The sequence below is a fragment of the Mesorhizobium sp. B2-1-1 genome, assembly GCF_006442975.2.
GTDB lineage: Bacteria > Pseudomonadota > Alphaproteobacteria > Rhizobiales > Rhizobiaceae > Mesorhizobium.
This window is the reverse complement of record NZ_CP083955.1, coordinates 277,152-299,375: the sequence shown is the minus strand read 5'-3', so window position 1 is coordinate 299,375 and position 22,224 is coordinate 277,152. Positions and strand designations below refer to the sequence as shown.

Here is a 22,224-nt window from a genome sequence, read left to right as displayed (position 1 = left end):
TCCTCGACCGCGGCCGGCCTGGCGAAGCGGGCATTGTGAGCTGGTAGGTAGGTCTGGGCGATGAACCGGTTGGCGGCCTCGATGTCGGCAATTCCGGCCAGCGCCAGCTCCCTCGGCAGCCGATCCTGCAAGGTGGAGAACATCCGCTCCGAGCGGCCTCGCGCTTCAGGGGAATAGGCTGGAATATGTTCGATACCCAGCCGCTCGAGCGCCCGGCCGACCTGGGTCAGCCGGCTTTTGTCGACCGCCTCGCCGGCCTTCAGCGTCACGAAATAGTGGCTGCCGCGATCGCTGTAGAGGCTCGATGGCAATCCCTTGGCGACGAATGTCTCCAGAAGGCCCTGAAAGCTCGACGCCGTGCCTTCCTCCTCGATCAGGAAGGCCGAATAGATCGTGCTCGTCGCATCGTCCATCGTCACGATCAGGTCCAGCATCGGCTCACCCACCAGCCATCGATGACGGCTGCCATCCTGATGCAGCATCATCCCCTCGCAAGGCTTCCTCTCCCGCTTGCGCCGGTGAGCACCGCGCCGCTTGGCCCGTTCCACAAGGCCCGCCGCGTGGAGCTGCGTCTTGATGAAGGTGTAACCCCAGCTGAAATGGTGATCGCGCAGCAGGTGCTCGTGGAAATGCTTCACATTCCAGCCGAGGTAGCGATGACGGTAAAGCTCCAGCATCTCCTCAATCGCTTCCGCCGGCACCCGACGCGTCGAAAGCTTGCCCAAGCGCCGATCCAGCAACCCTGCTTCCCCAGCCTCTTCGTACCGGTCGCGGTAGCGTCGGAATTGCCGCTCCGACATGCCAAGCAACTCGCCTGCCTCCATCATCGAAAGATCGCCACCATTCCAGCGGCTCAATACGTCTCGAAACTTCTGCATTCTCCGGTCCTGTAGCCACGCTGCCCGCTTCATCCCCAGCCTCCATCCGCTGGCGATAAAACCGGACAACTCACGTGCTACCTAATCCGGACAACTCATCTGCTTACGACAGTTGGGCTACGGCCTTCTTGTCAAGGCTCGCTCCATAAGCTATATGACTACTTTGGTCACAGGGCTGTCAAGATGAAAGAGATTCAGCTTAAAGACGTGAAGGCGACGTTCTCGCATGTGGTCGACGAAGCGGTTGCAGGCGCACCGACGGTTGTCACCCGTCACGGCAAAAGAGAGGCTGTCGTAATCAGCTATGCGGACTACGAGCGCCTTTCCCGTGTGCCATCGCTGGGTTGGTTGCTTACAAACTCGCCCTTGGAGGACGGCGACCTGCCAGCGCGAAGCCGAAAGCCCGCACGGGCTCTGCGTGACCCGGCGTTTTGACGTTGTACCTTCTGGATACGAATGTCGTCAGTTTGCTCGCCCCCTCGAGACGCAGGACACCCTCCGATGAAAGACTAGTTGCCTGGATCGTCGACAGATCCTCCGACCTTTGGCTGTCCGTCATCACCTCGGCTGAGATCGAGGACGGTATTGCGAACGCCAAGCGAACCGGTGCCACCAAAAAAGCGGCCGCGCTCGCTGAGTGGTGGGGAGAAATTCGTCACTACTACGGTAGCCGCATTCTGCCTCTTGATCTCGAGACGGCAACGATAACCGGGCAACTTATGGCAGTCGCCCGCGGAGCTGGCATCTCTCCCGGTTTCGAGGATATCGCGATTGCTGCCACAGCCACGCAACACGATCTAATCGTGCTCACGGACAATGAAAAGGATTTCAGACCGCTCGGAGTTCGGTATCAGAATCCGTTCATCGGGCTTCCCGGTTAGCTTGTCCAATCGAAATATTGAAGTTCACATAAGTATATGAATAGTAATCACAAATGTTAGTTCCATAATACATGTTATGCGACTTATGGGTATTGCCGCAAAATAGAAATGTCTTGATTCCGCAAAGTAGGAATGTCGCCCTGCTCGCCGATGAGCGAGGGAGACGGCGGGTTGGGACTGATCTTAATGAGCGAGCGCGAGCTGCAACGCATCGAGGTGCTGTCGAAGGTTTTGGAGCGGCGCATGACGGTTGTCTCGGCGGCGCATGTCCTGGATATGACAACGCGCCAGGTCCAGCATCTGCTGAAGGCGTTCCGGACTGAAGGCGCCGCGGCACTTCGGCACAAGGCTCGAGGACGACCGTCGAACCATCGATATGTCGCCGGCATCGGTGAGTTGGCGGTTCGGCTGGTTCGGGAACACTATCTCGACTTCGGGCCGACCTTGGCGGCCGAGAAGTTGGCGGCGAACCACGGCCTGATCGTGTCGCGAGAGACGTTGCGCAAATGGATGGCGGAAGCCGGAATCTGGCTGTCGCGCAAGCAGCGCCGGACATTCCATCAGCCTCGTTTGCGTCGAGAATCTTATGGCGAGCTGGTGCAGATCGACGGCAGTGATCACCGTTGGTTCGAGGAGCGGGGCGATCCATGCACCCTGCTCGTCTTCATCGACGACGCCACGAGCAAGCTCCAGCAGCTTCGCTTTGTGAAGTCGGAGAGCACCTTCAGCTCCTTCGAGGCGCTGGAACTCTATCTGAAGGCACACGGCTGCCCAGTCGCATTCTACTCCGATAAGCCCCAGTCCCCTGGTCGATCATGAGAACCTGAAAGAACCTACCCGGCCTGTCGTATCCGAAGTGAGCCGCGAGCCTTCGGTTCTGCTTCCTTCCCTTCGAGAAGCTTAAGGATGTGACCAATCTCCAAAAGCTTGCCAGTGACGCCAGCGGCTATCGCCTGCGTCATGCGGCGCGAGGCATCAATGCGTCGCTCAATTGTAATACCTGGAATGGAGGCCACCGGGCTGGCGTGAGCCTCTGCCTTGTTAGAAAAGCCATTGGTCTGGCGCGTGAAATGGCGCTAGTACATCCGCTTGGTCATGCGCAGGGGCCGCAAACGGGGGTTGGCGGGCGCCGATGCTCGTCGCGCGCGCGCTGATCTCATGATGCTGCGAGCATTCGCCGGTTGTTTAACAACTTCGTGATGCCGTGTGCGGTCATTGGTCGGCTCAGCGCATAGCCTTGCAAGATGTCACAGCCTAAATTCTTGAGGACCTTGGCCTGCTGCATCGTCTCGACACCTTCGGCGATGACCTCCACGCCCAAGGACCGGCCAATCTGCACAATCGATTGTACGACCTCTCGCTGCTGGGCTGACCTGGCGATTGGACCAACTAGCTGGCGTGCAATTTTCAACCGTCGCGGTTGAAGCTTGAGCAAGCTGACAATCGACGCATGGCCGGTGCCGAAATCGTCAATTTCGATGTCGATTCCGAGTTCCTTGATCTGGTTGACGTTCCAGATCATAAGCTCATCGTTGTCGTCGAGGAAGATTGATTCTAGAAGTTCGAACGAAACGGTTCCTGGTTTTATCGAAAGTGACGTCAGGCTGGTGATCAGCTCCTCGTCCTGAAGCCGTCTCGCGGAGACGTTCACCGAAGCGCGCGGAACCAGGAGGCCGGCCCTCTGCCAGCGATCAAGGTCGTGGAGGGTTTGTTCCAGTACTAGTCGGTCAATAATTGAAACGACATTCAACTCTTCAGCAATCTTGAGGAACCCGGCTGGCGTCTGAAGTCCGTCGGCGGGATGGTTCCAGCGCGCCAGCGCCTCAACGCCCGCAACCTCCAGCGTTTTGGCATCGAACTGTAGCTGGTAATGTGGAACAAACTCGTTGCGTTCCAACCCTGCGAGGATCTCGTCGGCTACCCGTTTGGTCCGGATGATCTCAGAGTGGAGGTCCTGGGTGAAGAACTCATATCGATTGCGTCCCCGACTCTTGGCCCGGTAAAGGGCTATATCCGCGTTGACCATCAGGCGTGGGCCGTCGATGGGACCGTCCGCATCGACTGCGATCCCGATGCTAACGCCGATACGGCATTGATGGTCCTTGTAGGGAATCGGCTGCCGCAATCTATGTATGATGCGGTCGGCCAGCTGTTTAAGCTGATCAGTTGAGATATCGCGTCTGCAGACTACCACAAACTCATCGCCTCCGACTCGGGCAACGAAGTCTGATGAGCGAACAGTTGATGTCAGCTCCTTTGCGGTATGGATCAGCACGGCGTCGCCGATGGCATGGCCGAGCGTGCCATTTATCTGTTTGAAACGATCGAGATCAAGATGCAGAAGCGCGGCGCCGCTGCCAGGCGTTGAGCCTGTGACGGCGTAGCTATCGAGCATCGTGTCAAGGTGGCGGCGATTCGGAAGGCCGGTCAGTGAGTCGTGAAGCGCCGTATGCTCATTGCGCGCTGTCGCCGCCTCAAGCTCAGCACTCCTCGTTTCGGCGAGATCCTTTGCCCGTTCCAGTTCCCGTGTCTGGATCACATCCGCCGTCACGTCCCATTCCGCGCCAACCATTTTGTGATCGGTGCCGTCCCTGTAAGTCTTGGCACGCACGCGGACGTGTCGGACAACTCCATTGGGAAGCACCACACGATATTGCGAAGAGTATATGCCGGTTGCGATCCCTTGCGCGAAATCCCGCTTAGCCTCGTCGAGATCGTCAGGGTGGATCGATCTTGACCACTCTTCGAAGGTTCTTGGTTCGCCATCTGCTGACTTGCCATAGATTTCGTTCAGGCGGTCGTCCCAGAATATAATGTCCGAGTCGAGATCCTGCTCCCAGACGCCAATTTGCGAGGCGTCAAGCGCAAGCTCCAGCCTCTCTGAAAGCTGTGCCAGTCGTCGTTCGCCGCGGCGCAGATCGGCGTAATGCTTATACCGCTGATTGAGAAGCCGCCCCGCAAAGACGATCGGAACCACGACCAGGGCGCCGCCGATGAGCATTGTTAGTCGCAAAATCCAGGCGTTGCGGGGCGTGGTGTTCCAGCCACCCTTGGGAATGGCGGAAATTTGCCAAGATCCTGTCGGCAACCGCACCTCGGAAGTGACGGGATCTTGTTCCGTCACGTACGCGGGACCGTAAAATCGCGCCCCGCTTCTCCCGAGAGCGTCCTTACCTGTCAGAGCGATTTCGATTGGCAGGTTCTTGTCTAAAAGACCGCTGTCCGCGTACAGCTTCGGAACGTCGATCACGGCGGCCACTATGCCCCAGAACGTCTCGCGAGGGCCGTCACGGTCAAGGAAGACAGGAAATCGCCCGATGAATGCCTGACCTCCTTGTTTGAGTTCTACCGGCCCGGCTAACACCAGTTGCTTGTTATCGCGTGCCCGAAGTACTGCTTCGCGCAGCTTTTCGTCTTCGCGGAAGTCCAGCCCTATCGCTTTTTCATTGCCTTCCCTCGGATACATCAACGAGACGACCAGGTCAGGGGCGCCGGCAATGTTTCTGATCTGTGTCTTCTCGCGAAAGAGGCTCTTTGCCAGTTTGGCAAAGCGAGCTTGGCTCATGTTCGGTTCAGTAACGATCGTCGCGACCAGACCACGCGCCAGTTGAAGGTCTCCGTTGACATTACCCTCAAGTTTGGCGCGAACGAGGTTCATCTCCTTCGCAACGTCAACGCGCAATGCCTGCTCGGTTACAATGCTGTTTTGATGGTCCGCAAAAATTCCGGCAGTTAACAGCACCGCAAGGGCGATCACTGCCGGAAGACTGGTCCAGGTCATCAAGGTGCGGAAGCGCTGATGAATAGCAAATGGCAAGATGGAATCTCGGTCGCCCTGATTTCCAGTTGGCGCAGGATATCGGAGCCGACTTAATCGAATCTCTTCGCCTCTACTCAAAATTTATAAAAGACACCTGGAAGACTAACGCGTATCTGGCGTGCGCTGATCTCGCCAGCAGGCGCTTGCGTTTGGATCCTCGCAGACCGGGCCCGATCCCCAGTGCCTGTTCGATGAGCCGTGGATCAAGGCCAACATGGCTCGCTGTCATGTTGGCGGCCGAAGTGGAAGCGGCTGTGCGCCCTGGCTCCGCGCGGCCATTGGCGCACCCTGACCTTCCGTGGCGCGCTGCGCTGTATGGGTGCGCGGCTGCTCCACGAATATAAGGCGATCAGCGCGGCCGGCATGGACTAAGCGGCGCCCCGCGGCAAAAAGATAATCAGCGGCCAGAGCTAACGACCGCACCTGAGCGACGAGCGGTTGAATGATACCGGCGTTTCGCGGTTTGACACCAACTGCGCTGCGCGCTGAATGAAGAGGCGCGCTGAGATCAGAAGCGTGGGGGCGGCTCGTAGCGAGGGACCGTGACTTCCTAATCGCAGGGGATATTGCCGCCGACATCCCATAGCGCCGCCAGGAGCACGCAAACTACCTACTCTCATATGCCGAGAGGCGGTGTCTCACAGATAGACGATTATGTTGAGAGTCGATAGGCACTACTTCCCAGGTGTTGCAGAGCATGGTGCCGCTGAGGAGACCGATGAATGCCTGGAAAGCCGCACTCGCGACCGCAGTCGGCCTTTTTCGCTTCCAACGAGCACGGGGGTTTGGGGTCGCCGCCGTCTGCGCTGCGGTGGCGGTGGCCGCCGCGCTCGATACGATCCTGGCCCTCGTGCTGGATCCGACCTCCGTGTAGCCCGCCGCGAGCCACCAAGTGATGAACGACCGACTCTCAGCACTCAGACTGTTTGCTCGCGCCGCGCGCGTCGGCAACTTCTCCCGTGCCGGGCGCGAACTTGGCCTGTCGCAGCCGTCCGCATCCAGGCTGATCGCTGCGCTCGAGGAGGAGGTCGGCGCGACGCTTTTTAGCCGCACCACGCGAGCAGTGACGCTGACCGAGGCCGGCGCGACGTACTTGATGCGCGTCGAAACGATCCTCGCAGCGCTCGACGATGCCGACCACGAGGCGCGCGGAACAGGAGAGTTGCGCGGCTCGCTTCGCGTCGGCACGCCGACAAGTTTCGCGCTCAGGGAGATCATCCCGCGGCTTGGCGCGTTTACGAAGCAGCATCCGGCGCTGAAAATCGAGCTCCGAGTGACGGACCGCTACCCAGACCTCGTGACTGAGGGCCTCGACGTGTCGTTGCAGTTCGGCGCCCTCCCCGACTCCAGCGCGATGGCGCGCAAACTCATCCACCAGCCAAGGGTACTCACGGCCTCGGCAGGCTACTTACAGGAGCGCGGCACACCCACGATGCCGTCGGATCTCGTGCACCACTCGGTGATCATCAGTCCAGCGCATCCCTCGCCGACTTTCTCCTTCCGCAAGGGCGGCCGCATCACCTCCGTGCGCGTTGATAGCGCGCTCTCGATCACCACCAACGAAGTAGCCACGGCAAGCGCTGTCGCCGGGTTGGGGGTCGCCGCATCGAGCGAAAACAGCGCGCGGGCAGAGCTCGACGCCGGGAAACTTGTTCGGGTGCTGCCCGACTGGGATTTCGGCTCGATGGAACTGAATGCGCTCTTTGTCAGCGCAAAGACCATAAAGCCCGCCGCCCGTGCGTTTACCGACTTCCTTCTCAGGGAACTCCGCGCTGCAGACGATCGACCATAGGATTGCAGCGATAGCGCGGCATTCCCGGCAGTTATTGATACGATACGTTTACCCTTCCTGCCCCGAAACTTAATGCTAGCAAAGCAAGCACCCGACCGGACGCCCTCGCGCCGGAGGTTTTCTGCATGCTTCGAAATAGCCGAAGACGCGTAAGCGGGCGGCGGTCAATACGATGAACGGCTCCCATGGCCAAAGTGCTAGTACTCTACTGCTCCTCCTACGGGCACATCGAAAAGCTCGCACACGAAATCACCGCGGGCGCGCGCGAGGCGGGCGCGTCCGCCGACGTGAAGCGAGTGCCTGAACTTCTATTTCCGGAGGCGCGAAGGCAGCCAACGACAACCTCGACCAGACCGCTCCAGTCGCGTGCATCGACAACCTCGCCGTGTAGGACGCGATCGTCTTGGGCGCAAGCAGGCGCTGCGGCAGGATGTCGTCCCAAATGGCAAGTTTCCTCGACCAGGCTGGCGGCCTATGGGCGAAGGGAACCCTCAATCGCAAGGTCGGCGGCTCCTTCGCGTCATCGACGACGCAGGATGGCGGCCAGCAGACGACGCTGTTCACCATCATCACCAATCTGCTCCACTTCGGCATGACGGTGGTCGGAATGAACTGCGGGTTTGCCGGCCAAAGGAAAGTCGATGAGATCGCCGGCGGTACGCCTTACGGCGCCACGACAATTGCCGGCCCCGACGCGCAGCGGCCGCCGACCGAGAACGAGCTTGCCGGCGCCCGGTGCCGGCGACGAGCCATCGCGGATATCGCCACGAAATTTCACGGCTAAACGACGCGATCAAAAACGCGGTGGGGCGCTGGCGCGTCGACCGTGCAATCAAGCGGAACGGTGCTGGCAACGTGGAAGAGAAGGTGGAAGACCAGGACGGCATGGAACAAGCCGAGCATGACCTGCTCGCCGACCTCAGGCGAGCGCGTCGCTCATTTCGTCTCCAGGACATGGATGAGTCCGCGGCGGCTGCGTGCCTGACGCCCGGGCAAAGGATAGCTGACGCCGTCGCCAGCGTCATGGGATCGTGGAGTTTCATCATCGTGCAAAGTGCGATCCTGGTCGTCTGGATAGGGGCCAACCTAGTCAGCGCGATCAGGGGCTGGGACCCCTACCCGTTCATCCTTCTCAATCTCGCGCTTTCTTTCCAAGCGGCCTACGCCGCGCCAGTCATCATGATGAGCCAGAACCGGCAGCAGGACATCGATCGCAAGGCCGCGGAGAATGACTACCGCATCAACGTGAAGGCGGAGCTCGAGATAGAGTTGCTGCATGAAAAGATCGACCAACTACGTGAGCGCGAAGTCCTGAAGCTGACGGAGGCCGTCAGGATGCTGACCGAGCTGCTGGAGCAGTCGGCGTCGGGCGCACGCGAGGCCGATGCGGAAGGCGGACGGCGATCATAACGCCCGGCTATCGACTTCATGGCGTGACGTCATTTCCCATTCGCGGCGCGGAATACTATGTTACGCCGGTACCTTGCTCATCCGGCGCACTACGGCTTGGCGTTGCGCGGGACGACGCTCTTTTTACCTGCCGAGGAAGGATGTCCGCCATGGTTACTCGCGGTTTTACCGGCCGCCAATCCGGATCGGAACTATCGGATCGGATTCCCCCGGGACAGCACCTCGTCGACAATTTCCCGGTGCTTACGGCCGGTCCCACGCCGAGGATCGAGCCCGCGGACTGGACATTCACGCTAAAGGTCGGACCTCGTCCGGTCAAAGCTTGGAGCTGGTCGGAGTTCAACGCCCTCCCACGAACCAAGATGACGCGAGACATCCACTGCGTGACCTCCTGGTCGAAGCTCAACACCGCGTGGCAGGGCGTGGCCGTCGACGATATCCTCGCCGACGCCGGCCTCAGCGCACCCACTCCGTTTGCGCTCGCCCATTGCTACGACGGCTACTCCACGAACGTGCCACTGGCGGACCTCGCGACGGGCAAGGCGATGATCGCACTCGAGTACGAAGGCCAGCCACTGCCGCGCGACCACGGGGGGCCGGCGCGGCTCTTCGTGCCGCATCTCTACTTCTGGAAGTCGGCGAAGTGGGTAAACGGGCTTCAGTTCACCGAGCGCGACGAGGCCGGCTTCTGGGAGCTGCGCGGGTACCACATATACGGGGATCCGTGGCGCGAGCAGCGATACACGAATGACTGAAGCGATTGGCACAACCGCGCGATGGCAGAGCTGCGCGATTGTCGAGATCGCGACGAGAACGCCGGCTATAAAGAGCTTCTTTCTTCGCCTATCCGAACCGTTCGAGTATACGGCCGGACAGCACGTTGACGTGCGGCTGACTGCACCCAACGGCTACACTGCCATGCGCAGCTACTCGATCGCGTCGGCCCCGGGCAATTCCAAAGTGATCGAGCTGGCGATCGAGCGCCTCGCGGACGGCGAGGTCTCCCCGTTCTTCCACGACGTCGCTCGAGCAGGAGATATGATCGAGCTTCGCGGGCCGCTTGGCGGTCACTTCCTCTGGCCGGGACCGACAGCGAAACCGCTGCTCTTGATCGGCGCGGGCTCCGGCGTCGTGCCGCTGATGGCAATGATCCGGCATCGGAAGGCCAGCGGCGAGCCAGTGCCTGTCGCGCTGTTGCTCTCCTCCAGGACCTGGCGTGACGTGCTTTTCAGGGACGAGCTCCTCGAGCTCGAGAGGTCGCTTCCCGATTTCGCACTCGCCCTGGCCTTGACGCGCGAGCCGGCGATGCGCAGCAGCGACTTCAGCAGGCGGATCGACGCGGCGATGGTCGCCGACGTCGCGGCACGTCAGCCTGTCTCTCCCGGCAGCGTCTTCGTGTGCGGGTCGACTGCTTTCGTTGACATCGCGGCGGACGCGGCGCTCGCATTGGGACTGGAAGCGAGAGCGATCAAGGCCGAACGCTACGGCGCTTGAGGGACCGTTCCTTTCGTTTTGCGAGAGCATAATTTTCGCAAACGCCAGATTATCCGTGCGGCCTGCAGCGACTTTAGTGGTTGAATGCGAGGACCCGCGCAGTGAATGAACGGGAGCCACTGGGGTGCTGTCCAAGGCGACCGATGTCGACGGCTGGAACGTCTTCTGCCGTCAAGAATATGTGCCTTTGTCGGGCCATTTCGACATTGGGACTGACTGCGTCGAAGCACTCTAGAGACGGGATACGAACATGTTTTCAGTGATTTTCGAAGTCCTCCCCAATAAAGAGAACTGGGATGACTACCTCGACAGCGCCAAGATGCTGCGCCCCGAGCTGGAGCAGGAAGAGGGCTTCGTCGACAACATCCGCTACAAGAGCCTGATCCGCGAGGGCTGGATCCTTTCGCTTTCGAACTGGCGGGACGAGAAGTCGCTCGTGCGCTGGCGCACCCGCAGGCATCATCACGAACTCCAGCAGAAAGGCCGCGACGAAATCCTCGCCGACTACCACCTGCGCGTGGGTCAGATCACTGCCGACAATCAGCTGCCGACGGGGTACGCCCTCACGGAGCAAAGGCTCGATGAGACTGAATTTGGGGAGGGCACGACGGTTACGCTGATCAACGCGACTCGCCCCGCGCAGTGGAAGCAAACCAACAACCCGTACGATTGTGCCGAGTGGCTTGGCCTGAATCCGTGGGCCGCCGACAGCACGTTCTGGGACATCTTTGACGCCGTACTCACGCCCGGCGACCTGATTCTCCTCATATCGTGGAAGAACGCCGCTGCCGCGCAGGCTTATGAGGACGCTTCTGCGCCGAATAACAAGGCCAGGATCCGAAGAGTGCGGATCGTGCGCGACTACGGAAAGTATGACCGTCGCGAGGCGCCTCAGTACTACGCGGATGCCGAAGGTGGCGAGACCCTCCACGCCTGATACCCACTGTCGGGAACCGTCGACCCGCAGCGTGATAAACCCTACGTTCGCAAAAGTGCGGGCCGCGGGGGAGCCAGGTCGCGCTCGCGAGGCCGTAGCTACGATACCTGGTCAAGGCGGGCCTGCCAAAAGGCCCTGTCGAAACCTGAAAGGAAAGCACGATGACGAACTCGAATGATGGCGCTCCCCACCCGCAGGCCGTGGTAGGCGGCGATCTTGACGGCGCCGGCGCGCTCAACGGCCGCGCCGGCGCATCGGAATTCTCCATTGGCGGCCTCAATGGGAGGGGCGGCATCACGGCCGGGGCAAACCCCTACGAGCTGCTCAGCGCTTCGCTCGCCGCGTGCACAGCGATGACGATACGGCTGCAGGCGCGAAGGCGGAAATTCCCGCTTTCTCATGTCGAGGTGGCTGTTTCATATCACCACGGCATCGAGGGCAGCCGCGACTCCTTCGAGCGTTCCATCCGGCTCGAAGGAAACCTGAGCGACGAGGAACGTGCCCAACTGATGCAGGCCGCGGACATGTGTCCGGTGGGGCGGACGCTTGGCCTCAGCGCCGACATCCGCACGAACGACAACGTCAGCGTCGGGCGAGCGGCTAGCTATGACGACGACTTGCGCAAGCTTCCGATCCCGAACATCGACCCCGACTAGAGGCATAATGCCGAAGAATGTGAAGCGGTTTTCGGGCAACACCATGCTCAACTTCTCCGATTTAGAGACGAATTCAGATTTCAGGTCGATTCGACCTGAAATCATCTGCTAGCGGGCCGCGAGGTAGACGGCGAACGCATCGGCATCGTCGCGTCGAGCGCCGGAGAGCGGCGTCACCTGGCGTTAGACTGCCTTCGCGGGCCTCACCTCCGGAAAATCAATCGGGGTCCGCACTGCATTGTTCACGAAGTTGGTCAACAGGAACTGAGCAGTCAGCGCGATCATTTCGAGGGTACTAGCATCCGTCCAGCCCGCATCCTTGACCGCCGCAAACTGGGCGTCGGAGAGTTTGCCGCGCGTCTCGATAAGCGCCTTCGCGAAGGCGACCGCAGCTTGGCGCTTGGAGTCGCTCGATCGGCCCTGCCGGTTTAGATCGATTTCCTCCGGAGGGATCTTCGCGAGGTTCGTTGAGACATAGCTGTGCGCTGCAAGGCAATAGTCGCAGCCATTTGCCTCCGAAACCGCGAGCGCGATGCCCTCCCGGGTCTTCAGATCGAGGGCCTTGGACAGCGACCCCATCAGACCGGCCCAGCCGCCCAGAACGTTCGGACTGATGGACATGAGGCGATAGTGGTTCGGTACGAAGCCGAGCATCTTGTTGATGTTGTCGAGGATTGGCTGGGATTCGGCAGGCGCGTCGTCGCGACCCGGGATAGCGATGCGGGACATTTCTTCTCCGTTGGACTCTGGCCGGCTCGGTTTTTGAATTGCTGTGGTAGCCTCTGCCGTTCGGCGCCATAATTGCCTAATCGTGAGAAATGGCCTCTCGGAGGGTGAGAGAAATGGACCGGTTTGAAGCAATGTCGCTTTTGGTAAGGTCGGCGGAGGCCGGCAGTTTCTCCGCGGCAGGCCGTCAGCTCGGCGTCCCTCTACCGACCGTCAGTCGGAAGGTCGCCGAATTGGAGACCCACCTCAATACCCAGCTGCTGGTCCGATCGACGCGGAAACTGTCCCTGACCGAAGCGGGGCTCGCCTACGTCGCCGCCTGCAAACGCATCCTGGAACAGGTCGAGGAAGCCGAATCGCAGGCCTCTGGGGAGTACACAGTCCCGCGCGGTACGCTCACGATGACCGCGCCTATTGTCTTTGGGCGCTTCCACGTAGTGCCTGTCGTGAATGAATTCCTCGCGCGTTTCCCGCAGATCAGCATTCAACTGACGCTCACCGATCACACGATCAACATCGTCGACGAGCACATCGACCTGGCCGTCCGCGTCGGCATGTTGCCCGATAGCACACTCGTCGCGACGAAGGTGGGCGAGATCAGGCGTGTGGTGTGCGGCAGCCCCGACTATTTCGCCGCCCATGGCGTCCCGAAAACGCCTGACGACCTGGCCGAGCACATGTGCGTGACGTTCACGGCACTCGCAGCTGGGATGACGTGGGTTTTCAAGCCGCGCGGCAAGGCGACGAGGAGCGTGCGTCCCTACTGTCGGCTGAAGATCAACACGGCGGAGTCCGCGATCGACGCGGCGCTCGCCGGCGTCGGCGTGACGAACGTGCTCTCTTACCAAATCGCGAGGCCTGTGGCCGCGGGGAAGCTCAGGATCATCCTGGAGGACTACGAGCCTGACCCGATCCCGGTGCATCTGGTGCACACCGGACAGGCGATCCTGCCCCTCAAGCTGCGGCGCTTCATGGAGTTCGCCGCTTCTCGGCTGCGCAAGTCGCTTGCGGCCGACCTGGCCAAGCTCTCCGCGCCAAAGATATGCGCAAAAACGACGAAGTAGCCAACTCTCTCTCGGGCGATCATTCATGCATGAGAAAAATAACTCAAACTCGCGCGGCAAGACTACCGGAGCCACGCTGCACCAGCGATTATGCTAGTGGCATGCCGGGCCGCGCGCGACGAGCCGAAGATGTTACTCCAAGACGAATTGGACGCCGTTAGAGCCGAGGATTTGGCCAGGACCCCGCCGAACGTGACGCTGGTTCGGCAACGGGCGGTGGAAGCGCTTGCCACATCCGGATTGGCCGAGCGGGCCGCGCAGGCCGGGGATCAAGCCCCTCCGTTCCGGCTGCATGATGGGCATGGCCGGGCATTCTCATCATGCGAGGCGCTGCGTCGAGGCCCGATGGTTCTCTTCTTCTACAGGGGGAGATGGTGTCCCTACTGCACAGTCGACCTTCGCGCGATCGAGGCGTGCTCTCACGACATACGCAGCCTCGGCGCCTCGCTGGTTGTCATCTCACAACAGACGGCCCACAACAGCCTTGAGACGCAGAGGTGGAATGCCCTTTCATTCGCGAGCCTGGTCGACGCGGGTGGCAAGGTCGCGCACGCTTTCGGCCTACGCTGGAGGGCCTCCGACGAACTGCGTTTCGTCGAGAAGGAATGCGGCATAGATCTCGCGACCTTCAACGGCGATCCGAGCTGGACGTTGACTATGCCGGCCCGGTACGTCGTTGCGCCCGACGGAACGATCAAATACGCCGATATCAGTGTCGACTATACGCGACGCGGCGACCCGTGCGATCTGATTCCGGTCCTCGCCAACCTCGCTGCGCACTAGCCGCTTTCTGGGGCTCCAGAAAGCGTGTCCGGGCGTCCAAACGAATAGACCCGGCCATTCCAACGTGCGCCTGCAAGTGGCATCCATGCTCCGTTGTTACGGCGTGCCCCGCACGCCACCGGGTGCATAACCTCGCCATCATAATGGTCAGCCACTTGACGGAGAAAACACATGGAGCTTCATCAAGTCCGCTACTTCCTCGCCGTCGCGGCCACCCTCAACTTCACTCGCGCGGCCGAGCAGTGCAACGTAACGCAGCCCGCCCTGACAAAGGGGGTGCAGAAGCTTGAGCAGGAGCTCGGCGGCGAATTGATTTACCGTGAGCGCCAATTGACGCAGCTCACCGACCTCGGAAAGGAAGTCCTTCCGATGCTGGAACGCACATTGTCCTCGGCGGAGGCGGTGTGTCGCAGAGCCCAGGAGTTCCAGCGCAAGGAGGTCGCACCACTGAAGATCGGCCTCGCCCCCTCCATCTCGGCGTCGCTCGTGCTCGATCCGATCGCGGAGATTGCAAAGTTCGTGCCTGGACTTCACGTGGAGCTGTACGAGGGTGTAGCGCAGAGACTCGTCGATTTATTGCTTGAGGGGGAGATCAGCGCCGCAATCGTCGGTGACGTGCCCGACATGCCCGCCCGCATCGACGACTGGTTGCTATTCGAGGAGCGCTACGTCGCAGTTCTCGCGCCAACACACCGCTTGGCGAACCGTCTATCGATCGGTATCGACGACCTCCGACAGACCGTCTTGCTGGATCGCGCGGGATGCGACGTCGCCCCAAAAATCCAACAGACGTATTTTCCAAAGGGACCACCCCATCTCGGCCACTGCAGCGGTCATGAATTGCACCTGCAGCACATGGCGGCGGCTGGCTTCGGCGTGATGCTCGCACCAGAGCACATGCCGCGCCTTCCCTCACTCAAGACCATTCCGCTCGAAGGCGATCAGGTTTGGCGGGAAGTCCGGTTGCTGGCTGTGCAGGGGCGCCGCTACTCGCCGGCGCTGGACGCTTTTGTCAAGGTCGCGCGGCTTCGCGACTGGTCGATCGATGTCCCCCATCGCGGGATGCTGGACCCAACGTTTCCGAAGGCGGCGGGCGTGCCGGCATGACCGCGGCACGCACGCCGCCGGCCAACCGCTTCCAGCCAACCGATCCGCAGTTTGACGCCAAACGGATGCCAAGCCAGATCGACAAGACACTCGCCCAGATTCGTTCGGAGCTGTTGACGAGGTTCAGCGAAGCGGACTGGGCGTCATACAACCACCTCGTGGGCTGGCTTCGCGATATAGACGTGGTATCGTACGCGTTGAAGGTCGGAGATGCCGCGCCGGACTTCCTCCTTCCGGACGCGGACGGTCGTCTTCACTCCTCCGACCAGCTGCGCCGGGGCGGCCCCCTCGTCCTGAGTTTCTTCCGAGGAGACTGGTGTCCGTTCTGCACCGCCGAGCTGTGCGCCCTTCAGGCGGCGAAGGAGGAGTTTGAGAGCGTCGGCGCAACTCTCGCGGTCGTGACACCCGAGACGGGACAATTCCCGCGGCAACTCAAGCGAAGTCTGGGCCTAGACCTGAAGGTACTGTCTGACGTCGACTACGGCGTTGCGTTGTCGTATGGCATATTGTTCCGGGTGCCTGACGAAATCAAAGCGCACTATTCCGGGCTCGGTTTCGACTTCGGTGCGCGGCACGGTTCGCCAGTCTGGATGCTGCCCATTCCCGCGACTTACATCATCGACACGGAGGGCCGGATCCGCAGCGCGTCCGTCGAACCCGACTTCACGATGCGGGCGGAGCCGGCGCAAATCTTGGCCTCGCTGCGCCGTGCCGCTTCCACGTCTTAGCCGGAGGGGTCCGCCACCCAACACCACGACCTGTTGCGGACCGCGGCCGGTGGGCGCGTCGCCCCGACAGGGATCGACGGCTTTGAACAAGCATGTCGAGGACGGAATCACTCCGACCGACGGCTCGCCAAAGCAGTGCTTCTTGCCGCTTGCGCTGCGTCGATGGCATCGTTTCGATAGCCCGAGGTGATTAGACGCTCGCCAACCCGCTACCTATTCTTCCAGCCTGCGCGAGAAGGAGCTCCGCGAAATGCCGACCTATAGGAAAAACCCAGCGACGGTCTCGAAGCTGACTCCGGAGCAGCACCGCGTCACGCAGACTGACGGGACCGAGCGCCCTTTTGCCAACGAATACTGGGGCAACAAGGAGCCTGGCCTCTACGTCGACGTGGTTTCCGGCGAGCCGCTGTTCGCATCTTTCGACAAGTCCGACAGCGGCACCGGGTGGCCGAGTTTCACGCGGCCTCTCGAGGCCGCGAACGTCGTAGAGAAGGACGACAGCTCGCATGGCATGACACGGACCGAGGTCCGCTCCAAGCACGGCGACAGCCACTTGGGCCACCTCTTCCCGGACGGACCGCTCGACAAGGGCGGGTTGAGATACTGCATGAACTCGGCCTCCCTTCGTTTCATCCACCGCGATCAAATGGAGAGCGAAGGGTACGGCCAGTACGCGAAGCCCGTTGCAAAACAGGAGGTCTGACAATGGCAGCGAGTACAGAACGAGCGATCCTTGCCGGCGGTTGCTTCTGGGGAATGCAGCAGCTGATGAGGCGTTTGCCCGGCGTCGTGTCGACACGGGTCGGATATTCCGGCGGTGACGTCAAGAACGCCACCTATCGCAATCGCGGCACGCATGCAGAAGCTATCGAGATCATCTTCGATCCAAGCAAGACGAGCTTCCGCGACCTGTTGGAGTTCTTCTTCAAGATACACGACCCGACCACGCCCAACCGGCAGGGGAACGACCGCGGCACGAGCTACAGGTCTGCGATCTTCTACACCAACGACGAACAGCTACGCGTCGCGCAAGACACGATCGCCGACGTTGAAGCCTCAGGACTGTGGCCGGGCAAGGTCGTGACCGAGATTTATCCCGCTGGCGATTTCTGGCAGGCGGAGCCCGAGCACCAGGACTACTTGGAACGTTACCCGAACGGCTACACCTGTCACTTCGTCCGGCCGGGTTGGAAGTTGCCGCGAAGGAACGCCGCCTGAGGGCGGCTGCGGTACGTGTGACCTGCGGCGGGCACATCTTGACTGCATGTGCCTCACAAACCGTTTTGTTAAATATTCCCGCCGCCGCGAAGTCGCCCACACACGACAAGGCTGCGAGATTTGGACGGCCGGACACAGCTTTCAGATTCCAAGCGCGGATGCATCAGATGTTCGGCGACGCCTGGGAATGGACACGCACAGCCCGTCCTCGCCTCACCGGGGTTCCGCGCGGTCGAGGGCGCGGTCGGCGAATACAATGGCAGTTCATGTCCGGGCAGTTCGTTCTACGCGGCGGATCTTGCGTGACGCCGCCGGGATACCTCCGCGCGAGCTATCGCAATTTCTTTCCGGCACACGCGTTGGCAATTCTCAGGACTTCGCTTGGCGGCGGACAGCTCGGTCCGCCTGTTCGCGAACGACTTGAAGGCGCTCCGCCGGAGGATCGCCGAAAGCCTTCTGTGAGTTCCGCGACGTCGCCTCGGCTGAGAGAAAACGCGGAGCCGTGATGATCTTCGTGTACCACCTGAAAGCCTTGATGTCTCAAAGCGTCCCGTGGCTGCTGGGGGCGCTGGTGCGTCCAGCGCACCTTACCGCGGTCGCGCCTACGCAATCCCGGAGCGAACACCGGCGTCAGGCTGCGTCGGATTCCTCGATCGCGTCTTCGATCGGCGTAGCGCTGTTGGACCAGGCTCGCTGCGCCTTGGCGCGGTACTCTGATGGGTCGCTGCCGTAATATCTGCGGAAAGTGCGCGTGAAGCTGCTTCTACTCTGGTAGCCGGCGTTCAGGGCGACCTGATCGACAGACAGCGCATTGGCCGCGAGCAGGTCCGCCGCGTGACGCATCCTCACGCGGCGGAGCAATGACATTGGAGACTCTTCGAAGGCGGCGGAAAACCTAGCCATAAAAGCCGAGCGGCTGAGACCGACGGCATGAGACAAGCTCTGGACAGTGTGCGGCGCGGATGGGCGCGAGGCCATTTCGGCAAATGCCCGTGCGATCGGAGGATCGCTCAAGTTCGAAAACCGCTCCACCCACGCGTTCGTCGACACCAGGCTGCGCCGGAGCAATGCGAGGAGAACAAGTTTCAGCAGTGCCGCCGACATCGGCCCTCCACCAACCTCCTGGGCTGCGAGCTCGGCCATCGCGTAGGTCATCACTTGGTCGAGCTGGTCGTGCACGTCGAACCTCTCGACAATGGGCGTTGCCAAGGAGGCGAACAAGTCGAGCGCCGGACCATAAGTGGCCCGGAAGGCCCCGCACGCAAGCACCAGTGTCGGATCACCGTCTCCGACGGTGTGCCGCTGAGACGACCCCAGTGTGAAGCCGCCGTTGTTGTGTTTGCCGGCGTTCCTTAGTGCGATCGGATGCTCCGTTGCGGTGATCGTCATCGCTCGCCCAGGAGGGACGACTACCAGCGTGTGCGGTATCAGGCGTATGGGCGTTTCATGATCACGGAGAATGAACCCGGCGCCTCGAAAGCAGTAGTGGATGGTGGAGGTTGCCGCGCGGGCAACCGCCAAGTGGGCTCCCGCCGCAAGCGTGCACTCCGACAGGCTGACTAGGGTGACGTCCAAAGTGGTCATCAACTTGTCGAGGTCTTGTCGCGATATACGCCAGAACGGCTCGCCTGCCACGTCCAGAAGCCTTCTTTATGGTGCTCAGGCCCAGCTCGACTGCGAGACAGCGGGACGATGCCATCTCGCCCACGCCTTCGGCCTGCGCAACCGGGCGAAGGGCCATTCACGCTCCCACCTGATGTGGGATTGATCGGTTCGATCTTCACTGCCTTCAACTGAAGACGCTGAACAATCACTCAGTTGCAGCTGACGGAGTAGTGGCTGAAGTCGAATTAGATATATTCAGGCGCAACATGAATGATCCTGCTGAGCGTCTCAGCGACCGGCAAACTTTATAAATTCACACAAACCGATGCCCAGGCGCCTCAACAGGAAGCCCCGAGTCTCGGTCGCACGGCCGAATTCGCGACCGACCGATCGCGACGCACCAGTATCGGACGTCAGCGTCATACCTACACTGTGCGTGCCGCGCGGCCACGCGGCTCCTCGGTCTGCGACAGTATCCGGGACAGTCCGGCAATGAGCGTCCTTGCAACGGCCCTGGGCAATTGTGAGCATGGCACCTTTGGATGACGATACCTCGCGCCTATCGAAAGCATGTCCAAAGGGAATTTCTAATTTCGTCCGCCGCGTCCGATCTTTGAGTCTGGCTGGGCCGGCCGAGCACACGCGGCCGCCTTGACATCGATTGAATTTATTGCAGCGCGTCGCGCGTGGGCTGCAAAGGAGCGCTCTATGGACTCGCGATTATGCCGCGACCAAAAAGTGGTTTGCAACTTCCTGAGCAACGAACAGAGCGACAAAATTTTCCATACGTCCGTCGCGGCTTTCTCGACGTTGCCGCTCCCCGCGGGCGCTGCTTCGCTGGCGCCGGGCGTCCTGGCAGGAACGGCGGCAAAGATCGCCGCTCTCGCGGAAGCATCCCAACCCACCTCCTCCCAAGCCGTGGATGCTTCCGCGAGTACTATCGCCACCAGATTGCCATCGCCAACGCCCTTCTATCTTTCATTCGGCCGGAACGAAGCCGGCTTCGTCGAGGTAACGGCCAACGTGATGTTTCCTGCGGAAGCGCTGATACCGCGCCCGCTGACCATCGCCGGCCCGGCCGGAGCACGGCCCACCAATGGATTGGCGGTCGACTTTGTCGTCGAGTCCAATCGTGACCAACTGAATGAGATTGTCCAACGGGTGCGGGACGGACGATTGCGGACGAACATCGACAAAGTCGTAACCCTCGACGAGGCGATCGCCGCGTTCAACGTGACCGAGCGACGTAAGGGGAAGACGATCATCCGCATTCGTCCGTGAGCGAATCGCGCTCATCGATGAAGCATTTCCGCTAAGCAGACAAAAGACCCGAGGAGACAATTCCCATGAAAGCGATCGTAGTGACGGACCAGGCTGCAGGAACGGCCGGGATGAAGTTGGTGCAGCGGCCCGAGCCGCAGGCGGCGATAAACGATGTCGTCGTCGAGATCCATGCGTCGGGGTTCGTCCCGACCGAGCTGACGTGGCCCTCGACCTGGACCGATCGCGTCGACGGCGACCGGACGCCATCGATCCCCGGGCACGAACTGGCCGGAGTGGTCACCGCCCTGGGCTACGGTACGACGGGACTGTCGGTGGGCCAGCGGGTGTTCGGCCTCGCCGATTGGTATCGCGACGGCACCCTGGCGGAGTATGTAGCCATGGAAGCGCGCAACCTCGCGCCATTGCCGGGCGATATCGACTTCACGGTGGGCGCTAGCCTGCCGATCTCGGGCCTGACCGCGTGGCAGGGACTGTTTCAGCACGGCCGTCTTCAGGCGGGGCAGAGCGTCCTTGCGCATGGTGCGGCCGGCGCCGTCGGGTCGATGGTGACGCAGCTCGCACGAGAGGCCGGCGCCTACGTCATTGGCACCGGACGCTCTGCCGACCGCCAGAAGGCGCTCGACTTCGGCACAAACGAATTCGTCGACCTCGAGAACGACACCCTGGAAGACGTGCGCGCAGTCGATCTGGTGTTCGATGTCATCGGCGGCGACATCCAGAAGCGGTCCGCGGCGCTGATCCGAGCCGGAGGCACGCTGGTGACCGTCGTCGGCCCGGCCGAGACGCGGCCCGTGGAGGGCCTGGCGGTCGACTTCGTCGTCGAAGCCGATCGTGCCCAGCTGAGCGAGATCGTCCAGCGGGTGCGGGACGGACGGCTGCGGACGAACATCGGCAAAGTCGCGCCCCTCGACGAGGCGATCGCCGCCTTCAACTCGACCGAACGACGCGCGGGGAAAACGGTCATCCGCGTTCGCCCGTGAGAGACACGTGCCGATCGATGCACGCAGCCAGCCGACGCCTTAATCCTTACCGGTCATACCGTTCCTGTCGCCGTGAGTGCAGGGTGACGGTCGGGAGCCGATTCGTCCGCATGGGGGCCATACCGGACGATGCACCATTCGAGGGAGTGGCTCCAAACAATGCGGCTCCGCAAGCTTGTGGCAAGGAGTTCCTCAATGGGTCTTGATGGATAACGGCGCGATCCGAGATGTCCTAGAGCGGTCGATAGAAATTGCCTTATGAGCTGCGAAGCGTCTTCGTGGCCCGCGTTGCCAACGTCCTGACGGTGGGGCGTTGCGCCGCGTTATTCGATCGCCGTGCTTCCAGGCACACGCTTCGCTCGCCGTCTGCCGGCAGACCACCGCCTATTGGCTGCTAACTTTGTTAGGCTGATGAGCAAGGAGACAGAAGGTGAAAAGGGAGATCCGGGACAATCCGCCATGAGCCGGTTTGCATTGCCTCTAGATTCGAAGACGGCGGGGTCGTCCTGCACACATTGGTGTCATAAGAGCTGTCCGGCCTGGGTACGGATCGCGGCTGGCGCATGGCGTTTTCGAAGCATTGCAACGCGACGGCAAAAGAGCGATCGCGAAGTGCCCCTTCATGTCTTCCTACGCCGCGCCGCACCCTGAGTACGGTGCGTTCCTCGACGGCTGATCGAAGACCGACGCGACGCCGGTTGCGACCGGAGCTTTTGGACAACGATATCCCATTCCTATCAAATGCATATCCAAAAGGAATTTCTAATTTCGTCGGTTGAGTCGGATGCTGACGTCCATTCGCCCGGTCGCGATGCGTGGCCGCCTCCAAAGCGATTGAATTCGCCAGCCAAGTCATAGTGT

Annotated in this window: 20 protein-coding genes and 6 pseudogenes; 22 read left to right on the top strand and 4 right to left on the bottom strand. The window is 61.2% G+C overall.

Annotated elements, in window-relative coordinates; translation table 11 throughout:
- Positions 1-8: 8 nt before the first annotated feature.
- Positions 9-878: pseudogene (locus tag FJ972_RS29290) on the bottom strand (ISNCY family transposase); the annotation flags it as partial.
- Between the two features lie 183 nt (positions 879-1,061).
- Here FJ972_RS29290 and FJ972_RS29285 point away from each other — a divergent pair.
- From FJ972_RS29285 to FJ972_RS29275, 3 genes and pseudogenes are all read left to right on the top strand, one after another.
- Positions 1,062-1,313: a type II toxin-antitoxin system Phd/YefM family antitoxin gene (locus FJ972_RS29285; protein WP_140522731.1), complete on the top strand. Its 252-nt coding sequence runs from the start codon at positions 1,062-1,064 to the stop codon at positions 1,311-1,313.
- Between the two features lie 2 nt (positions 1,314-1,315).
- A complete protein-coding gene (locus tag FJ972_RS29280; protein ID WP_140522733.1) occupies positions 1,316-1,759 on the top strand; it encodes a type II toxin-antitoxin system VapC family toxin in 444 nt (147 codons plus the stop codon).
- Positions 1,760-1,930: 171 nt separating this feature from the next.
- Positions 1,931-2,554 (top strand): annotated as a pseudogene (locus FJ972_RS29275) (ISNCY family transposase); the annotation flags it as partial.
- A gap of 361 nt (positions 2,555-2,915) precedes the next feature.
- Here FJ972_RS29275 and FJ972_RS29270 read toward each other — a convergent pair.
- Complete coding sequence (locus FJ972_RS29270) at positions 2,916-5,540, bottom strand: EAL domain-containing protein (protein WP_140523374.1); 2,625 nt, start codon at positions 5,538-5,540, stop codon at positions 2,916-2,918.
- 199 nt (positions 5,541-5,739) lie between these two features.
- Between FJ972_RS29270 and FJ972_RS29265 the strand changes: the two are divergent.
- The 9 genes and pseudogenes from FJ972_RS29265 to FJ972_RS29225 form a co-directional block, all read left to right on the top strand.
- A pseudogene (locus FJ972_RS29265) lies at positions 5,740-5,894 on the top strand (IS630 family transposase); the annotation flags it as partial.
- A gap of 403 nt (positions 5,895-6,297) precedes the next feature.
- Positions 6,298-6,453 carry a hypothetical protein gene (locus tag FJ972_RS29260; RefSeq protein ID WP_181165398.1) on the top strand — a complete coding sequence of 52 codons (156 nt, stop codon included), beginning with the start codon at positions 6,298-6,300 and terminating at the stop codon, positions 6,451-6,453.
- 21 nt (positions 6,454-6,474) lie between these two features.
- On the top strand, positions 6,475-7,371 hold the full coding sequence (locus tag FJ972_RS29255) for a LysR family transcriptional regulator (RefSeq protein WP_140501511.1): 897 nt from the start codon (positions 6,475-6,477) through the stop codon (positions 7,369-7,371).
- Positions 7,372-7,556: 185 nt separating this feature from the next.
- A pseudogene (gene wrbA, locus FJ972_RS29250) lies at positions 7,557-8,155 on the top strand (NAD(P)H:quinone oxidoreductase).
- Positions 8,156-8,226: 71 nt separating this feature from the next.
- A complete protein-coding gene (locus FJ972_RS29245; RefSeq protein WP_140501509.1) occupies positions 8,227-8,781 on the top strand; it encodes a DUF1003 domain-containing protein in 555 nt (184 codons plus the stop codon).
- Positions 8,782-8,930: 149 nt separating this feature from the next.
- A complete protein-coding gene (locus tag FJ972_RS29240; RefSeq protein ID WP_140501506.1) occupies positions 8,931-9,536 on the top strand; it encodes a sulfite oxidase-like oxidoreductase in 606 nt (201 codons plus the stop codon).
- On the top strand, positions 9,529-10,275 hold the full coding sequence (locus FJ972_RS29235; RefSeq protein WP_181165397.1) for a ferredoxin reductase: 747 nt from the start codon (positions 9,529-9,531) through the stop codon (positions 10,273-10,275). The genes FJ972_RS29240 and FJ972_RS29235 overlap by 8 nt, the downstream gene beginning before the upstream one ends.
- Before the next feature lie 250 nt (positions 10,276-10,525).
- The gene (locus FJ972_RS29230; protein WP_140522735.1) at positions 10,526-11,212 is read left to right on the top strand and encodes an antibiotic biosynthesis monooxygenase family protein; all 687 of its coding nucleotides are present in this window, start codon (positions 10,526-10,528) and stop codon (positions 11,210-11,212) included.
- A gap of 161 nt (positions 11,213-11,373) precedes the next feature.
- A complete protein-coding gene (locus FJ972_RS29225; protein WP_140522737.1) occupies positions 11,374-11,868 on the top strand; it encodes an OsmC family protein in 495 nt (164 codons plus the stop codon).
- Between the two features lie 183 nt (positions 11,869-12,051).
- Here FJ972_RS29225 and FJ972_RS29220 read toward each other — a convergent pair whose 3' ends face one another.
- The gene (locus tag FJ972_RS29220) at positions 12,052-12,597 is read right to left on the bottom strand and encodes a carboxymuconolactone decarboxylase family protein (protein WP_140501500.1); all 546 of its coding nucleotides are present in this window, start codon (positions 12,595-12,597) and stop codon (positions 12,052-12,054) included.
- 113 nt (positions 12,598-12,710) lie between these two features.
- Between FJ972_RS29220 and FJ972_RS29215 the strand changes: the two genes are divergently transcribed.
- The 7 genes and pseudogenes from FJ972_RS29215 to FJ972_RS29185 form a co-directional block, all read left to right on the top strand.
- Positions 12,711-13,658 (top strand): LysR family transcriptional regulator, encoded by a 948-nt coding sequence (locus FJ972_RS29215; protein WP_140501498.1) that lies wholly within the window; start codon positions 12,711-12,713, stop codon positions 13,656-13,658.
- 192 nt (positions 13,659-13,850) lie between these two features.
- Entirely contained in the window at positions 13,851-14,441 is a 591-nt protein-coding gene (locus FJ972_RS29210; protein WP_281405129.1) for a peroxiredoxin-like family protein, read from the top strand.
- A gap of 171 nt (positions 14,442-14,612) precedes the next feature.
- Positions 14,613-15,548: a LysR family transcriptional regulator gene (locus FJ972_RS29205; RefSeq protein WP_140522739.1), complete on the top strand. Its 936-nt coding sequence runs from the start codon at positions 14,613-14,615 to the stop codon at positions 15,546-15,548.
- Positions 15,545-16,276, top strand: a complete 732-nt coding sequence (locus FJ972_RS29200) for a peroxiredoxin family protein (protein ID WP_140522741.1) — start codon at positions 15,545-15,547, stop codon at positions 16,274-16,276. Before FJ972_RS29205 ends, FJ972_RS29200 begins: the two co-directional genes overlap by 4 nt.
- Before the next feature lie 250 nt (positions 16,277-16,526).
- A complete protein-coding gene (gene msrB / locus FJ972_RS29195) occupies positions 16,527-16,979 on the top strand; it encodes a peptide-methionine (R)-S-oxide reductase MsrB (RefSeq protein ID WP_140501490.1) in 453 nt (150 codons plus the stop codon).
- 2 nt (positions 16,980-16,981) lie between these two features.
- On the top strand, positions 16,982-17,494 hold the full coding sequence (gene msrA, locus FJ972_RS29190) for a peptide-methionine (S)-S-oxide reductase MsrA (RefSeq protein ID WP_140522743.1): 513 nt from the start codon (positions 16,982-16,984) through the stop codon (positions 17,492-17,494).
- A 161-nt stretch (positions 17,495-17,655) separates the two neighbouring features.
- Positions 17,656-17,956: pseudogene (locus tag FJ972_RS29185) on the top strand (SUMF1/EgtB/PvdO family nonheme iron enzyme); the annotation flags it as partial.
- A 168-nt stretch (positions 17,957-18,124) separates the two neighbouring features.
- On the opposite strand, the gene FJ972_RS29180 reads toward FJ972_RS29185, so the two are convergent.
- Positions 18,125-19,078 carry an AraC family transcriptional regulator gene (locus FJ972_RS29180; protein WP_210239479.1) on the bottom strand — a complete coding sequence of 318 codons (954 nt, stop codon included), beginning with the start codon at positions 19,076-19,078 and terminating at the stop codon, positions 18,125-18,127.
- Between the two features lie 1,005 nt (positions 19,079-20,083).
- Here FJ972_RS29180 and FJ972_RS29175 point away from each other — a divergent pair.
- The 3 genes and pseudogenes from FJ972_RS29175 to FJ972_RS30410 all read left to right on the top strand — a co-directional run.
- Positions 20,084-20,380 (top strand): annotated as a pseudogene (locus tag FJ972_RS29175) (zinc-binding dehydrogenase); the annotation flags it as partial.
- Between the two features lie 65 nt (positions 20,381-20,445).
- Positions 20,446-21,363 (top strand): NADP-dependent oxidoreductase, encoded by a 918-nt coding sequence (locus tag FJ972_RS29170; RefSeq protein ID WP_140501484.1) that lies wholly within the window; start codon positions 20,446-20,448, stop codon positions 21,361-21,363.
- A 484-nt stretch (positions 21,364-21,847) separates the two neighbouring features.
- Complete coding sequence (locus tag FJ972_RS30410; protein ID WP_411908936.1) at positions 21,848-22,039, top strand: N-acetyltransferase; 192 nt, start codon at positions 21,848-21,850, stop codon at positions 22,037-22,039.
- Positions 22,040-22,224 lie beyond the last annotated feature (185 nt).